Origin of the sequence: Tropicibacter sp. S64 (assembly GCF_049803835.1) — a bacterium.
In the GTDB taxonomy this organism is placed as follows: Bacteria; Pseudomonadota; Alphaproteobacteria; order Rhodobacterales; family Rhodobacteraceae; genus Pacificoceanicola.
On sequence record NZ_JBNAGK010000014.1, the window covers coordinates 96,757 to 111,529 of the forward strand.

18 protein-coding genes and 1 tRNA gene are annotated in these 14,773 nt (G+C 65.5%); 8 read left to right on the forward strand and 11 right to left on the reverse strand.

All coding sequences use genetic code 11. The features are described 5' to 3' along the window. The first annotated feature begins 30 nt into the window (after nt 1-30). The 3 genes from ACP159_RS20495 to ACP159_RS20505 are packed head-to-tail and all read left to right on the forward strand — an operon-like array spanning nt 31 to nt 2,377. Entirely contained in the window at nt 31-831 is an 801-nt protein-coding gene (locus tag ACP159_RS20495) for a trypsin-like serine peptidase (protein WP_425101581.1), read from the forward strand. Then, the gene (locus ACP159_RS20500; protein WP_425101582.1) at nt 828-1,643 is read left to right on the forward strand and encodes a trypsin-like serine peptidase; all 816 of its coding nucleotides are present in this window, start codon (nt 828-830) and stop codon (nt 1,641-1,643) included. The genes ACP159_RS20495 and ACP159_RS20500 overlap by 4 nt, the downstream gene beginning before the upstream one ends. Further along, nucleotides 1,640-2,377, forward strand: coding sequence for a hypothetical protein (locus ACP159_RS20505; RefSeq protein WP_425101583.1), 738 nt, complete (start codon nt 1,640-1,642; stop codon nt 2,375-2,377). Before ACP159_RS20500 ends, ACP159_RS20505 begins: the two co-directional genes overlap by 4 nt. A gap of 141 nt (nt 2,378-2,518) precedes the next feature. Here ACP159_RS20505 and ACP159_RS20510 read toward each other — a convergent pair whose 3' ends face one another. Beyond that, nucleotides 2,519-5,593 (reverse strand): transporter substrate-binding domain-containing protein, encoded by a 3,075-nt coding sequence (locus ACP159_RS20510; protein WP_425101584.1) that lies wholly within the window; start codon nt 5,591-5,593, stop codon nt 2,519-2,521. Between the two features lie 276 nt (nt 5,594-5,869). On the opposite strand from ACP159_RS20510, the gene ACP159_RS20515 reads away from it, so the two are divergent. Then, a complete protein-coding gene (locus ACP159_RS20515; RefSeq protein ID WP_425101585.1) occupies nt 5,870-6,232 on the forward strand; it encodes a response regulator in 363 nt (120 codons plus the stop codon). A gap of 47 nt (nt 6,233-6,279) precedes the next feature. Here the strand turns inward: ACP159_RS20515 and ACP159_RS20520 are convergent. Continuing rightward, nucleotides 6,280-6,366 (reverse strand) — tRNA-Leu (locus ACP159_RS20520). 150 nt (nt 6,367-6,516) lie between these two features. On the opposite strand from ACP159_RS20520, the gene ACP159_RS20525 reads away from it, so the two are divergent. After that, nucleotides 6,517-7,497: a complex I NDUFA9 subunit family protein gene (locus ACP159_RS20525; protein ID WP_425101586.1), complete on the forward strand. Its 981-nt coding sequence runs from the start codon at nt 6,517-6,519 to the stop codon at nt 7,495-7,497. Nucleotides 7,498-7,560: 63 nt separating this feature from the next. On the opposite strand, the gene ACP159_RS20530 is transcribed toward ACP159_RS20525, so the two are convergent. The 4 genes from ACP159_RS20530 to ACP159_RS20545 all read right to left on the reverse strand — a co-directional run bounded on the left by ACP159_RS20530 (nt 7,561) and on the right by ACP159_RS20545 (nt 9,220). After that, entirely contained in the window at nt 7,561-7,833 is a 273-nt protein-coding gene (locus tag ACP159_RS20530; RefSeq protein WP_425101587.1) for a DUF6455 family protein, read from the reverse strand. A 5-nt stretch (nt 7,834-7,838) separates the two neighbouring features. Continuing rightward, nucleotides 7,839-8,141 (reverse strand): DUF6455 family protein, encoded by a 303-nt coding sequence (locus ACP159_RS20535; RefSeq protein WP_425101588.1) that lies wholly within the window; start codon nt 8,139-8,141, stop codon nt 7,839-7,841. After that, on the reverse strand, nt 8,138-8,401 hold the full coding sequence (locus ACP159_RS20540) for a DUF6455 family protein (protein ID WP_425101589.1): 264 nt from the start codon (nt 8,399-8,401) through the stop codon (nt 8,138-8,140). The genes ACP159_RS20535 and ACP159_RS20540 overlap by 4 nt, the downstream gene beginning before the upstream one ends. A gap of 93 nt (nt 8,402-8,494) precedes the next feature. After that, entirely contained in the window at nt 8,495-9,220 is a 726-nt protein-coding gene (locus tag ACP159_RS20545) for a M48 family metallopeptidase (RefSeq protein ID WP_425101590.1), read from the reverse strand. 156 nt (nt 9,221-9,376) lie between these two features. Between ACP159_RS20545 and ACP159_RS20550 the strand changes: the two genes are divergently transcribed. Further along, nucleotides 9,377-9,613, forward strand: coding sequence for a hypothetical protein (locus tag ACP159_RS20550; protein WP_425101591.1), 237 nt, complete (start codon nt 9,377-9,379; stop codon nt 9,611-9,613). On the opposite strand, the gene ACP159_RS20555 is transcribed toward ACP159_RS20550, so the two are convergent. After that, entirely contained in the window at nt 9,610-9,867 is a 258-nt protein-coding gene (locus ACP159_RS20555) for a DUF167 domain-containing protein (protein WP_425101592.1), read from the reverse strand. The genes ACP159_RS20550 and ACP159_RS20555 overlap by 4 nt on opposite strands. Before the next feature lie 100 nt (nt 9,868-9,967). On the opposite strand from ACP159_RS20555, the gene ACP159_RS20560 reads away from it, so the two are divergent. After that, a complete protein-coding gene (locus ACP159_RS20560) occupies nt 9,968-10,546 on the forward strand; it encodes a nitroreductase family protein (protein ID WP_425101593.1) in 579 nt (192 codons plus the stop codon). Continuing rightward, nucleotides 10,543-11,226, forward strand: a complete 684-nt coding sequence (locus ACP159_RS20565; RefSeq protein ID WP_425101594.1) for an EI24 domain-containing protein — start codon at nt 10,543-10,545, stop codon at nt 11,224-11,226. Before ACP159_RS20560 ends, ACP159_RS20565 begins: the two co-directional genes overlap by 4 nt. A gap of 1 nt (nt 11,227) precedes the next feature. Here the strand turns inward: ACP159_RS20565 and ACP159_RS20570 are convergent, their stop codons facing one another. From ACP159_RS20570 to ACP159_RS20585, 4 genes are all read right to left on the reverse strand, one after another. Next, nucleotides 11,228-12,517 carry an NAD(P)/FAD-dependent oxidoreductase gene (locus ACP159_RS20570; RefSeq protein ID WP_425101595.1) on the reverse strand — a complete coding sequence of 430 codons (1,290 nt, stop codon included), beginning with the start codon at nt 12,515-12,517 and terminating at the stop codon, nt 11,228-11,230. Further along, nucleotides 12,514-13,332 carry an ABC transporter permease gene (locus ACP159_RS20575; protein WP_425101596.1) on the reverse strand — a complete coding sequence of 273 codons (819 nt, stop codon included), beginning with the start codon at nt 13,330-13,332 and terminating at the stop codon, nt 12,514-12,516. Before ACP159_RS20575 ends, ACP159_RS20570 begins: the two co-directional genes overlap by 4 nt. Then, nucleotides 13,329-14,219, reverse strand: a complete 891-nt coding sequence (locus ACP159_RS20580) for an ABC transporter permease subunit (protein ID WP_425101597.1) — start codon at nt 14,217-14,219, stop codon at nt 13,329-13,331. The genes ACP159_RS20575 and ACP159_RS20580 overlap by 4 nt, the downstream gene beginning before the upstream one ends. Before the next feature lie 78 nt (nt 14,220-14,297). Further along, the gene (locus ACP159_RS20585; protein WP_425101636.1) at nt 14,298-14,723 is read right to left on the reverse strand and encodes a TOBE domain-containing protein; all 426 of its coding nucleotides are present in this window, start codon (nt 14,721-14,723) and stop codon (nt 14,298-14,300) included. Nucleotides 14,724-14,773: the final 50 nt, after the last annotated feature.

Consider the following 14,773-nt stretch of genomic DNA (forward strand, 5'->3'; position numbering starts at 1 on the left):
CGGAGTGAGCAATAACTGCGGGCGAACGGTGTGCGATTTCTTCTTTTGATTCTGAGCCTCCTCTGGGGAACAACCCTGCAGGCGCAGGGCTTCTTTTCGCGTGGCACTGAGGAAGGGGATCGCCGCTGGGAAGCGGTCGGGCGTCTGGAACTGCCCGGGGATGCGTTTTGTACCGGGGCGCTGATCTCGCCAAAGCTGGTCGTGACCGCCGCCCATTGTCTGTTCGACGCCTCCACCGGCGCGCCGGTGGCGATAGACGACATCCAGTTTCTCGCCGGATGGCGCAACGGGCGGGCTGCGGCCTATCGCAGGGTTAGGCAGGCGGTGCACCTGCCGAACTACGACTTCGCCGCGCCTGCGGACACGGAGCGCGTACGCAAGGACCTTGCGCTGATCGAGTTGCAGCATCCGATCCGGAACACGACGATCATGCCCTTCGCCACCGGGGAGCGTCCGGATCAGGGGGCGGAGGTCGGCGTGGTGTCCTACGCGCACAACCGGTCCGAAGCGCCGACCCTGCAGGACCTGTGCAAGCTCCTGTCGCGGCAGGACGGAATCCTGATTCTGTCGTGCGAAGTGGAATTCGGTGCGTCTGGCTCGCCGGTCTTTTCCATCGCACCGGACGGCACGCCGAGCCTTGTTTCCGTCATCTCGGCCAAGGCGCGGGACGAAAGCACGGGTGCGCCGGTTTCGTTGGCCATCTCGCTGGACGCGCCGCTGGCGATCCTGCGGGCGCTGGTGTCGGAAGGGGCTGGCCTGCCGCGCGGACTGACCCGGCAGTCGGCCGGCATCCGCAACGAGGAAACCGGCGCGAAATTCGTGAAGCCATGAGAGCGGTCGCGCTGTTCCTTCTGGCCGTTCTGGCCCAGCCCGCCTCTGCGCAGCAAGCGCATTTCGACGTCATGGCCAGCCGTGGCGCGGTGATCGGCTGGGAGGCGGTGGGACGGGTCGAATCCGGGCAGGGGATGTGCACCGGCACGCTGATCGCACGGTCCTTCGTGCTGACCGCCGCGCATTGCGTCTTCGATGCGGGCGGGACGCGTATCGCGCCTGACCGGCTGCGATTTCGGGCGGGCTACCAGAATGGTGAGGCCATCGCCGAGCGGCGGGTGGCGGACTATGTCGTGGCTGCCGGATACCGGGCCGGAGCAGGCGGCAAGATCGACGGGGCGATGATCGCCAACGACCTTGCGGTGCTGAAACTGGACGCAGAGATCTTTTCGAGTGAGGCCGATCCGTTCGCCGTGGCCGACGCCCCGCCGGACGGCTTGGAGGTCAGCGTGGTTTCTTACGGGCAGGGCCGGATGGAAGTGCTCTCGCGGCAGGCGCGGTGCAACTTGACGGAGCATTACGGCGGCGGTGTCCTCGGCTTCGACTGTGACGTGACCTTCGGATCGTCCGGCGCTCCGGTTTTCGGGATGGTGGACGGGCGGCTGCGCATCCTGTCGGTGATTTCCGCCATGGGGCGCGGGCCGGATGGCCAGAAACGGGCGTTCGGCATGACCCTGCCGCAGCAGGTTCAGACGTTGATGGGACAGCTCTACGTTGATGGGTCCCGTCCCAAGCCGACCAACGGTGCCCGGCGGATCACGGTGGGCAAGCCGCAGGCGCAGACCTCGGGAGCGAAGTTCGTGCGGCCATGAGACCGTTGCGTATCCTGTCCCCAGGAGCGCTGCTCGGCGTGCTCTGCTCCGGTTACGCCATGGCGCAGGGAACGCCGCCCGCGCTTCTGGAGGAGCCGGTTCAGGCCGGAGACCTGCTGGTCAGCGGCCGGACCTGTCCGGCGGTCGTTGTTGGCCCGCGGCATGCCACGGTGGCGGCGGAGTGTCTTCTGCGGCAGGCGGAGGCGGATGCGCAGGTGACCGAGATCGTGGTCTTCATCCGCGATGGCGACGGCTTGCCGCTCTATCGCGCCCCGGTGCTTGGATGGATTGCCGCCGCGGGTGCGGGACCTCAACCCGGGCCGCTTTATCAGGTGCAGATCGTGTCGCATGGCCTCGTCCTGCTTGCCGTCGAGCCCGGGGCATGGACGCTGTCCGAGCCGGATGCCCTGCCGCCGCGTCCCTATGCCGGGCCCGGCGGCCTTGCCGAGGTGCGGGTCACCCGGGCTCTGGCAGCGGATCGCACAGCAAACCCGCAGGATACATGCCCGGCCCGCCTTGGACTGCCGGACGATCCGGGGTTCAATTCTGCGATCCTGTGTACCCTGGTGCGGGGCAATGCGCTGGCAAACGCCGAGGATGTGCCAGGGACTGCGCGGATCAATCGCGGGGTCCGCGCGGGGCCTGTGGCGGGCGAAGACGCATCAGGGCCGGGTGTCCCGGCTTCGCCGGAGTTCGAACGGCGCGCCCCGGCTGCGAAATTCGTCAAACCCTGAGGGCCTGCGCACTGAGCGTTGGAGTCGGACTGGCGGCGGCGGCTGGGGTTGGTGCCACGCAATCCGCGCTTCGCCCAGACACGTCCGCAGCCCTCCGCAAGCCTCATGGATCATGGCTGACTGCCAAACTATCCCGGAGTGTCACGCCTGCGCGGCACTCAGCACGCGGCGCAGGGTGCGGGACAATTCGTCCGGGGCGCAGGGCTTTCCAAGCACAGGACCAACCACGTCGCCGCGATTGGCTTCCCCGATGCCCGTGTACCCGGACATGTAGACCACCGGCACCTCGGGCCGGCTGGCCCTGACCCGCCGCGCCAGTTCAAATCCGCCGACCCCTTGCGGCATGACAACGTCGGTCAACAGCACATCAAAGGGGGGATTCTCCCGCGCGATCAGGTCCAACGCCTCCTGCCCGTTCGTGGCAGTCAGCACGGTATACCCCATGGCACGTACAGCCTCGGCGGTGAGTTCCAGCAACTTGAGTTCATCTTCGACGATCAGAATGGTTTCCCCCTGGCCGGGGATCACGCCTTCCGGCGCAAGGTCCGTGCTGCCCGGGACGGTGGCCGCGCCTTGCGGGATGCGCAGGGTCACGGTCGTGCCCACGCCTTCGGCGCTGTCGATCCGCATGTCGCCGCCGGCGTGCTCGACAAAGCCGTATACCATGGACAGGCCGAGCCCGGTGCCGCGGTCATGGGATTTGGTGGTGAAGAACGGGTCGATGGCGCGGCGTTGAATGGACGGGGGCATGCCGGGCCCGTCGTCCCGAACCGCGATCTCGACCACTGTGCCGCGCCCTGAATCCCCGGTGTCGAACGACCTGGCGCTCACGGTGATGGTGCCACTTTCCTTCTTTTCGAGGATCGCATCCCGGCTGTTCAGCACGAGGTTGAGCAGCGCGTTCTCGAGTTGGCTGAGATCGCAGGTGACGGTCAGCGCCGGGTCCGGGCTGCGGAAGGTCAGGGTGATGGACTTCTCGAGCAGCGGCTGGGCCAAAGATTGCAGATCGGCGAAGGCGTCCGCAACGCGCACCGTCTGGTCCTGGCCCGGCTGGCGCTTGGCAAAGGTCAGAAGCCTCCGGGTCAGCGCCTCTCCGCGCTTCACCGATCCGAGCGCGGCTTCGAGGTATTTGCGCTGCGTCTCGTCGGCGGTGGTTTCGGCGAGTTGCGCGGCGTACTGGATCGTCGCCAGGATGTTGTTGAAGTCATGGGCCACGCCCCCGGTCAGTTGCCCGAGCGCGTCGAGGCGGCCGGCCCGCTCGGCCTGTTGCCGCGTGTTCTCCTGTTCGGTGACATCCTCGATGCTGAGGACCGTAACCACGTCCGTGGCCCGCTGCGCCTCGACCGGGGCGCTGGAAATGCGCACGAGGCGGGCCGGGTGGTTCGCGCTGGTTTGCAGGATGGCATGTTCCGCCACCATGGTCGCTCCGGCAAGCGCCCTGTGCATCGGGTCCGCCGACGCATCCAGCGGGCGGTTGGTTTCCGGTTCGACGAACCGGACGTGGCGTGGCCAGTCCACTGGCCAGGGCCCGTCGTCCAGTCCCAGCAGGGAGACCGCCCCGGGATTGGCCACCGCGATCCGGCCGTCGCGATGCAGGCCGACGATGGCGCTGCGGGTGGTGTTGAGAATCGCGCTGAGACGCGTCGTGATACGACGCATATCGCGGGCCTGCTGCTGGGCTCTGCGCTTGCCGCGCAAGGCCTGCGCGACCAATCCGAGCCCGAGTAGGATCACCGTTCCCGCGGCCAGTCCCTGCGCCCAGCGGATGCGTTTGGCTGTCCAGAACACGGGCTCGCCCAGCCACTGCTGGCGCAAGTCCAGATAGGCCTCGGACGACAGGTATCCAGGAATCACCGCGTTCAGCCGCTCGCGTACCTCCGGCAGGCCGAAGCGCAGCGCGACGGCGCGCTGCGAGACGTGGAAGGGGGGAAAGACCTCGTGCACGGCCTCGCTCTGCCCTCTTTCTTCGAGCAGGCTGCGCGTCGTGGCGGAGGGAAAGAGGATGGCATCGACGGTGCCGGTCAGCAACGCGTCGATCAGGGCATCGCGGTTGGTGTAGACGCTCAGGGTCAGCCCGCCGTGGGCTTCTGCGCGCTCCCGGGCGATATTCTGCTCCATCACGCCGACGCGCAGCCCGGTCAGATCGTCGAGATCATGGACCGTGCCGATCCGGTCCGACCCGGCGGGCAGAAAGATCGCGTAGGGCGACTGCTGTACTGGAATGGTGAAATCCATCTCCCGCTGCTTGCCCTGTGTCACGCTGATCGGCGGCAGCATGTCGTAGAGTCCCGATACCGGACCGAGCTGCCATTCCGCGGTCGAGATCGGCACGAAGCGCAGCCGCAAACCGGCAAGCCGGGCGATCTCGCGCAGGCTTTCGACTCCGAAGCCGGTAAACTGACCGTCGCTGTCGATGACCTGGTAGGGGGGGAAGTCGGTCACGCCCACGGTCAGAACATCGGGCGCCGGTTCCGGTGCGATCATGTTCCAGCGCCGCAGCAGTTGTTCCATCTCGCCTGACACGATCATCGCGTTGAGCGCCGCGTTTACCCGGGGCATCAGGTCGGCCTTGTCCGGGGACAGGACAACGTGGATGGCTTCGGTTCGCAGCGGCGGTTCGACCACCTGGATGCGGTAATCGAGACGGGATTTTTGCAGGAAGTCTGCGCCGATCTTGTGCAATGCCACGACGCCGTCGACCTGCCCGACGAGCAGGGCGGCAAAGGCGGCGGACGGGTCATCGAAGGCCACCGGCACGGCAGCCCCGCCGAAATCCGCAAGATTGCTGCCCGCGGTATTCCTGACGAAACCGACCTTCTTGCCTGTCATGTCCGACGAGGGGGGCAAGAGCCCCGGTTCCAATAGCACGAACAGGTAGATCGGCATTTCCGCCAGCGGATCGGAAAATACCACGTTGCCCTCGAGGATCGGCAGACGCACGACACCGGCCATCATGTTCGTCTCGCCCCGGGCCTGCGCCGCGAGCGCCGCGGGCCGGGTGGGGTAGGGCTTGAACTCGAGGGTGAACCCGGCGCGTCTGGCGACAGCATTCGCCAGATCGGCGAAAAACCCGGTCAAGGTGCCGTCGATGTCTTCGTAGATGCCGATGACCGGGGCCCATGGAACGGTCAGCTGATCCTCCTGCGCCGTTGCAGCGTGGCTGCTCAAACCGAAGAGCAGGCAGGCGAGGCAGACGCGTATCAGTCGGGGCAGCATACAGGCCTTTCGAAACGGAAAACTCGGGTGCACGACGATCCGGGACCGTCGCGCGAGGTACGCCGCAACACTACGCGACGTCATGGCGGAAAACAAAAGGGATTGTGTTAACGCGGGACCGAGGGACCGCCGCCGTGCACGGGAGAGGTGCAAATCTGCGGTTGTCTGCACCCCCACGGGTGCTACATCGTCAAAGCGGACAGGCTGCTGCGCCGCGCCCGTCTGCGTGAGACAGGCTGGACACTCCAAACGGCGTAGAGGCATTCAGGTCATACCATGGCGACTCCGAAGATCCTGATTCTGGACGATGATTTCGAGTTCGCAGGGATGATGGCGGCGGCCTGCGGGGCGCTTGGCCACGAAACGCACGTCGAGACCAGCAGCACCGCGGCACTGGCGTTGATCGGCGCGACTCCGTCCTTGCAACTGGTTTTCATCGACCTGTCGCTGTCCGGACAGGAAAACGGTTTCGATCTCGCTGACAGGGTTGCTGCCCAGCGACCGGATCTGTCGATTGCCCTCATGTCCGGGTTCGGCAGCTACAGCGACCGACCTGCGCGTTACGCGGACACCGAGGTGCTGACGAAACCCCTGAGCCTGAAGGACCTCGGCGCCTTTCTGGCCAGGAAACTGACCTGAGCAGAAGGCAAAAAAGCCCCTAAGGTCAACACCTTAGGGGCTTTTCATGGTGCCCAGAAGAGGACTCGAACCTCCACGGCCGTTAAGCCACTGGTACCTGAAACCAGCGCGTCTACCAATTCCGCCATCTGGGCACGATGGGTTGGTGAGGGAGGCGTTTAAGGCTCCTGCCGGGGGGTGTCAACACTCTTTTTCAAAACGCCGAAGCGCGGCATCTCGGCAACTTGCAGCCAAGGGACCGGCGGGGTATTTCTGACCTCGAAACCACCGACTGGAGATGCAAGATGTCCAAGCTTGTCACCATATATGGGGGGTCCGGGTTCGTCGGACGCTATATCGCCCGTCGCATGGCCAAGGAAGGGTGGCGTGTTCGAGTCGCAGTGCGGCGCCCGAACGAGGCGATCTTTGTCCGTCCCTACGGCGCGGTCGGCCAGGTGGAGCCGGTCTTCTGCAATATCCGCGACGACGAGAGTGTCCGGGCGGTGATGAATGGCGCCGACGCCGTGGTGAACTGCGTCGGAACCTTCGACAAGGGCGGCAAGAACAACTTCGACGCGGTCCAGCATGAAGGAGCCGAGCGCATCGCCCGAATCGCGGCAGAGCTGGGCGTTGCGCGCATGGTCCACTTGTCAGCGATCGGCGCCGATGCGGAGAGCGAGAGCCTCTATGCGAAATCCAAGGGGCAGGGCGAAGCGGGTGTGCTCCAGCACATGCCTGGTGCGATGATCCTGCGGCCTTCGGTGATCTTCGGGCCGGAGGACGCATTCTTCAACCGTTTCGCGAAGATGACCCGCCTGTCGCCGGTCATCCCGCTGGTCGGCGGCAACACGAAATTCCAGCCGGTCTACGTCGACGACGTGGCGCAAGCGGCGGTCAAGGGCATCCTCGGGCAAGCGCCCGGCGGGGTCTATGAACTTGGCGGGCCGGATGTGGCGACCTTCTCCGAGCTGATTCACGAGATGCTGGCAACCATCCGCCGCCGTCGCCTTGTCCTGAACATGCCGTTCCTGATTGGGGGGATCATCGGCTCCGTGTCCGATCTGGTGCACACCATCAGCCTTGGTCTCGTGCCGCCGCAGATCACCCGCGATCAGGTCCGGACGCTGCGCTCCGACAACGTGGTGTCCGACGGCGCGAAGGGCCTCGCCGATCTCGGTATCCGTCCGACGGCGACGGAGGCGGTGCTGGACGAGTACCTCTGGCCCTATCGCCCGTCGGGCCAGTACGATTCGATCAAGGAATCGGCCAAGAATCTTCGGGTCTGACTGTCCAGCCCGCACAAAGAGGAACGCGCCCCCGGGGCGCGTTTTTCGTTTCCGGTCGGGGTGTTACTGCGGGACGGTCTGCGGTCTCAACGCCGAAAGCTGGGCACCGTTGCAGCATCCTGGCGGTGGGGTCGCGGACAAGGCGGTGCGCGATGCCAGCCAGTCCTGGCAGGCCTCCACCAGCGCACAGCCTCGGCATCGGGTGACCATGGCGGCGTAAGCCTCGGCACTCAGGCGGCCGCTTTGCATGTCCTCGTAGAGGTTCAGCCCCATGACCCGGGCCACGCTGCGGGTCATGAAGAAATGTTGCGACGGATCCCCAAGTGCGGGTCTCATGCCGGTTACTCCCGTTCGGCGGTCTTCAGGTCGGCAAAGCGGGCCTTGTTGGCACAGCCATCCGGGCAGGCGCGGGGAGTGTCTTCGGCCGCGTCAAGCCAGTGCCTGCATCCCTGAACCCACTCACAGCCACGGCAATGGGTCACCATCCGCGCCCAGTCCTCACTTGTCAGGGATTGGCCCGCCATCGCCTCCACGAGATCGACCCCTGTGGCCTTCGCCATGCGTTGCACCAGCCAGTAGTGCTTGCGTTCGGACCCGAGCGGGCGGAACGGGCGGCTCTCGGCGCAGTCGCGCTGTGGCGTCATTGCGCGGCCCTCTTGATGTCGGAGAACAGTTCCGTGTTGCGGCAATAAGCCGGCGGCTCCTCGATCGGTCCCTGCCGAGCGTTTAGCCATGTCTCGCAGGTGCAGGGCTGGCTGCATCCGGTGCAGCGCAGAACCGCATCCTCCAGATCGGATACCGTGAGATTGCCACGCAGAATTTGCTCTTCGAGGTCGAGCCCCTGTGCAGCCGCCATCTCGTCGACGAGATGCGCGTGACGTTTCAATGTGGTGCGGCTCAGCATCGGCCTTGCTCCCTCTCTCGCATGGACCATTGGCCCGAGACTACCAGAGAGGGAAAAATGCGCTTTGACTCAGGTCAACACAGAGGCCCGGTGTCAGCTCCCGGCGAGAATCGCGGCGTAGGTCTTGCGCACGGTCTCCATCCGCGCCCGGTTGGGCGGGTGAGAGCCGAGGAAGCGGTTGCCCGGATCGGGGATGCGGTTGAAGAATAGCGCGCCACGCACCGGGTCATACCCCGCGCGCGCGGCAATGATCGTACCGAGCCGGTCCGCTTCGAGTTCGTAGTCCTTGGAATAAGTCCGGGCTCCGACCGTGGCCCCGAGTTCCTCGGCGGTCCGGATGGCCTCTGCATCGCCTCCTCCAAGTGCCGCGATGCCGGAGAAGATCACCGCACCCATGGCCGCGCTCTGCTCGGTCTTCGCGATGTGGTCGAGCACGTGATGCGCGGCCTCGTGCCCCATGATGAAGGCCAGTTCATCGGCATTGTTTGCCGAGGCGATCAGCGCGAGGTTGAACGCCACGATCGGACGCGCGGAGGCGTCCACGGTCTGAAAGGCGTTCGGCGGTTGTCCGGGGCGGTCGTCGACGACGATCTGGAAATCGCAGTTCAGCCCGCGCGATTGCTCGCGACAGACCCGTTCCGCCACCGGCTCGACGGTTTCGACGACGTCGATGAATTGCCGGGCGGCCTTCGTTGCCCTGAACCGTACGTCCGCCTCGGCAGGGGTATCCTTTGCGGCGGTCGGCTGCGTCTGGGTCGGCGTAGGCATTTCGGTACAGGCAGCCAGCAGGACCAGCAGGAGAGGCAGGAGGCGGTGCATCGGGACTCCGGGGAAGCGGTGGGCGATTCCCAGAATACGTGTGCCACAGGCCCCGGACCAGAGCGGATATCCGCTTGTCGGGCAGGCGTGTCTTTTGCGCCGTGGCACCGGACGCTGCACCTTGCGGCGGCAGGGCGGCGCGCCTAGTCTGCGCCCATGTTCAGCATCGAGCACGATTTCGACGCCACCGTCATCACCCTTGTCGACGAAGGACCCGCGCCGCTTCAGGAGGACGTGGTCATATCCGGCTTCGAGGAATGCATCAACGTCACGCAATTCGATCCGCGCCGGAACGCGGAGGTGACGGTGACGCTGTCGATCACGCAGCTCAACGACCTGATCGCCGCGCTGGAATTGCCCGAAGGGGTCTATACCCGGCGACCGCGTTCTTAGGGATCGATCCGGAACACCTTGTCCCGCGCGGTTTCCCCCCGGATCAGCGCAAGGCGCGTTTTCGGGATGCCAAGCGCCTTCGCCAGCAGTTTGACCACATCCGCCGTCGCCTTGCCGCCTTCCGGGACCGTCGTGACATAGACTCGGATGTCCGCGCCGTCCCGCTCGATCCGGTTGCGCGAGGCCTTGGGCGTGACACGCACGGCGATCAAGGCGCCGGGCTGCGCGAGGTCTGAGAGATTGGGGGTTTTCATGGGTTTGGCGTAGCGGATCGGGGCCATTGCCGCAACTTCGCCTTGAAACCGCGCGTCCGAGCGCAGACATAGGTGCCTACTGACGCAAGCAGGACCCGACATGCCCGATGTGAACCAAGCCGCTCTCGATTTCCTCCTGACCCGCCGCTCGCGCCCGGCCAAGACGCTGAAGGGGCCCGGGCCTGACCGCGCGGCGCTGATGCCGATCCTAACCGCTGCCGCCCGCTCGCCGGATCACGGCAAGCTGGAGCCGTGGCGGTTCATCGTGCTGGAGGGCGCTGCCATGGCACGCATGGCGGCGGAGACCCGGAAGGCCGGTGTCCGTCTGAACAAGTCGGAAGAGGATATTGCGAAGGCCGAGCACGCCTGGGCCACTAGCCCGCTCTGCGTGGCGGTGGTCGAGGTGCAGAAGGCCAGCGACAAGATCCCGGCGATCGAGATGACCTATTCCGCTGGCGCGGTCTGTCTCGCCATGCTGAACGCGGCTCTCGCGTCCGGGTGGGGTGCGAACTGGCTGTCCGGCTGGGCGAGCCATGACCGGGCGTTCCTGACCGAAGCCCTTGGACTGGCGGAGAACGAAACACTGGCGGGGTTCATCCACATCGGCACCGAGGGCGCCGCGCCTCCGGACCGCCCGCGCCCGGATCTGGATGCGATCACCGCCTGGGTTTCGGAATGATCCTTTCGTCATTCTTTGCCGCCTTGGGCCAGATGGGGGACCCACGGTTTCGCGGCGTCCTGCTGCGCGGGATCGGTCTGACGATCCTGCTGCTGTTCGGCTTCTACCTCGCTTTTGCCTGGGGCGTGGGCTGGCTGGTCGGAGACAGCATGACGCTGCCGTGGGTCGGCACGATCACATGGGTCGACGAAGTGATCAGCTGGGCTGCGATTCCTCTGACCCTCGTCCTGTCGGTATTCCTGATGGTGCCGGTGGCCTCGGCCATGACGTCGCTGTTCCTCGATGACGTGGCTGACGCGGTCGAGGAACGGCACTATCCGCAGTTGCCACCCGCCGTACCGCTCTCCTTCTCGGAGGGGCTGCGCGACACGCTGTCATTCCTCGGCATCCTGATCGCGGCCAACCTTGCGGCGCTGGTGCTCTATCTGTTCCTCGTTCCGTTCGCGCCGTTCATTTTCTGGGCCCTCAACGGATTTCTGCTTGGACGGGAATACTTTACGCTGGCTGCGGCGCGGCGCGTGGGCCGGATCGAGGCAAAGGCGCTCTGGCGGCGGCACCTGCTGACGATCTGGGCGGCCGGGGCGCTGATGGCAGTGCCTCTGACGGTGCCACTGGTGAACCTGCTGATCCCGGTCATGGGGGCAGCGACCTTCACCCACATCTACCATCGCCTGCGGTAGGTCAGAGGTCGAAGGCCTCCGCCATCCAGTATGCGGGTGCAAGCAGGGCGCGGCGGGATTGCCCGAAAGGGAAGCGCCTCGGCGGTTGGCTCAGGAAGCGCGGCGCGGGGGTGCCGGGTTCCTTGTCCAGCAGTCTGTGCGCAACGAGATGCCCGGCATAGCTGCCCATGGCGACGCCGTTGCCGTGGTAGCCCATGGCGGCAAAGAGGCCGGGGTGCTCCGGTACTGCGCCGACAAAGGGTACGAGCCCGGACAGCAGACAGACAAGCCCGCTCCATTCGTATTCGATATCGACGTGTCGCCAGGCGGGAAACATCCGGTGCAGGTCCTGCCGGATCTTGCGCGAGATGGCCCCCTGCGCCGCTGCCGTGGCCCGCAATCCGCCGCGCATTCCGAAGAGGAACCGGCCGTTCGGCATCAGGCGGAAGTAGTGCAGCAGGGTGCGGCTATCGTAGGCCATCCGGGTCGACGTATAGCCTGCCGCCTGTTGCTCCCCGGGCGTGATGGGGCGGGTCACGATGACGCTCGATTGCGCCGGCATCGTTCGGGCGCGGAGCCAGTCGGGAAGGTCTTCGGAGGAGTAGCCGTTGGTGGCGAGGATCACGCGGCGGGCGATTATGGAACCGCGCGGGGTGGTCAGGGTCCAGCCGGGCCCGGTCCGCGCGAGCGCCGTGACAGGGCTGTGCGCATGGAGCACTGCACCGGCCTCCTGCGCCGCCTTCGCCAGGCCATCGTGGTATTTCTGCGGGTTGAGGGCGAATCCGTTCGGCGTGTGCAACCCGCCGTACCAGGGGCCGTGCAGCCCCTGCGCCTGAAGCTCGGCCAGCGTCAGGAAGCCGGGTTTGCCAGCCATGCGGCGCGCAGCGCGCGGAGTATGAGCCAGGCAGACCTCGCCGTCGGAATGGGTTTCCGCGTCAATGGCATGGGTCTGCAGGAGCAGGGCGACGTGGTCGATGGCGGCCTGCTCGGCTTTTGACCAAAGACCCGCTTCCGCCGCGCCGTACCGCCGTTCGAGAACGGCGCTGGGGAGTTTCGATCCGCCGAGACAACAGAACCCGCCATTGCGACCCGATGCACCGAAGCCGGGTCTGTCGGCTTCGAGCACAATGACCCCGACGCCGTTCCGGGCGAGGGTCAGCGCCGCGTTCAGCCCGGTAAAGCCGCCGCCGATGATGGCGACGTCGACGCTTGCGTCACACTCCAGCCGGGGCCACTTGGTCGCGGGGCGTGTTGTCACCCAGTAATTGCCGGGCTGCGGCCCGTAAGCCGCCGCCTCGTAGAGCCGCTTCATTCCGAGCGCAGCGCCGCCTGCTCGTCGCGCGCCTGCGCCACCGCCGCGCGTTTCGACATAATCGACGCGGTGATGACACCGACGGTGACAATCGAGATCATCAGCGTCGAGAGCGCGTTGATTTCCGGCGAGACGCCGAGGCGGACGGCGGAGAAGACCTTGATCGGCAAGGTCGTGGCGCCGGGGCCGGTGGTGAAGCTGGCGATTACGAGGTCGTCCAGAGACAGGGTGAAGGCGAGCAGCCAGCCGGAGATCACGGCCGGTGCGATGATCGGCAGGGTGACGAGGCGGAAAGCCTCGAAGGGCGAACAGCCAAGGTCCAGCGCAGCCTCCTCGAGCGAGCGGTCGAAGGACACGAGGCGCGAAGATACAACGACAGAGACATAACACATCGCGAAGGTCGTATGTGCCAGCACCACCGTGAGCACGCCACGTTCCAGCCCGATACCGATGAACAGCAGTAGCAGGGACAGGCCGGTTATGACTTCCGGCATGACGAGCGGCGCGTAGATCATGCCGGAGAACAGCGTGCGACCGGGGAAGCGCCCCGCGCGCACGATCACGTAGGCCGCCATCGTCCCGAGAACCGTTGCAAGGCAGGATGAGAAGAAGGCGACCTTGGCCGTGACCCAGGCAGCGCCGAGAAACTCCTCGTTCCGGAACAGTTCGCCGTACCACTTGGTCGAAAAGCCCGCCCAGACCGTGACGAGGCGGCTTTCGTTGAAGCTGTAGATGATCAGAAGGATCATCGGCAGGTATAGAAACGCGAAACCGAGCGTGAGCGATGTGGCGTTGAACCAGGTAAACCGCTTCATTGATCCGCCTCCCGGGCCAGTTGCTGGTTGCGCTGGAACAGCAGGATCGGGACGATCAGGATGGCCAGCAGGATCACGGCGACGGCGGAGGCCACCGGCCAATCCCGGTTCGAGAAGAACTCCTCGTAGAGCACCTTGCCGATCATCAGCGTATCGGAGCCACCTAGCAGAGAGGGAATCACGAACTCCCCGAGCGCCGGGATAAAGACGAGGAAGCTGCCGGCGATGATGCCGCCGGTCGACAGCGGGATGGTCACCAGCCAAAAGGCGGAGAGACGCGAGCAGCCAAGGTCTTCGGCGGCTTCGAGCAGGCTGTCGTCAAGCTTTTCCAGTGCCGAATAGATCGGCAGGATCATGAATGGCAGGTAGGTGTAAACGATGCCGATATAGACGGCAGTGTTGGTATTCATGATCTGCAGCGGCTCCGAAATCACGCCGATGGCCTGCAGGAACTGGTTGAGGACGCCCTCGGTCGAGAGGATGCCCATCCACGAATAGACGCGGATCAGGAAGGAGGTCCAGAACGGCAGGATCACCAGCATGAGCAGCGTCGGCCGCCATTCGCGATTGGCGCGCGCCATGCCATAGGCGATCGGGTATCCGACCAGGAGGGTCAGGACGGTGGAGATGATCGCGATCTTCAGCGAGCTGAGATAGGCTTTCCAGTAAAGATCGTCCGTGGCGAGGAAGGTGAAGTTTTCGAAGTCGAGATCGGCGAAGAAGGCCTTGATGCCTTCCCAGCCCGCGGACGGGTCGAGTTGCGGCATGTACGGCGGACGGGCGAGGGCGACGTCGGAAAGCGAGATCTTCAGGACGATGGCGAAGGGCACAAGGAAAAGCGCCAGAAGCCAGACATAGGGGACGGCGATGAGAACGGCCTTACGCATGCGGTCGATCCTTTCCTTCCGGGGCCATGAGGTCCCGGGTCAGGCCCGGGAGGCGGGCGGCGTTGTCTCGGACCGCGCTCATTCCGTCAGCACCACGCCAGCCGTGGCCGAGAAGGTCAGCCAGACGGTGTCTTGCCAGGTGATGTCGCGCCGGGCGATGCGGCGGGTGTTGGTGACCTGGCTCTTCACCATCAATCCGTCCGCCAGTTCGACGTGATAGGTCGAGATGTTGCCGAGATATCCGATGTCGATGACCGTGCCCTTGAGCGTGTTGGCCGCGCCGACGGGTTTGGTCCTGGAGATGTTGAGCTTCTCCGGCCGCAGCGCCAGAGTCACCTCCAGCCCGTCCAACTCCGGATCGCCATTGGCGACGATCAGGTCCGGCTGACCCTCGGCCCAGGTCAGGACAAGGCCGCCCTCCGGGATGTCCTCGGCGGTCTCGATGGGTTTCGCGGTGGCAATTTCCTCGGGGGTGGGCGCGGGAAGCCGTTTCTGTTCCGGCACCTCGACCCGTTCGCCAAGAACCGGAGCGAGGATGTTATCGTGCAGCCACT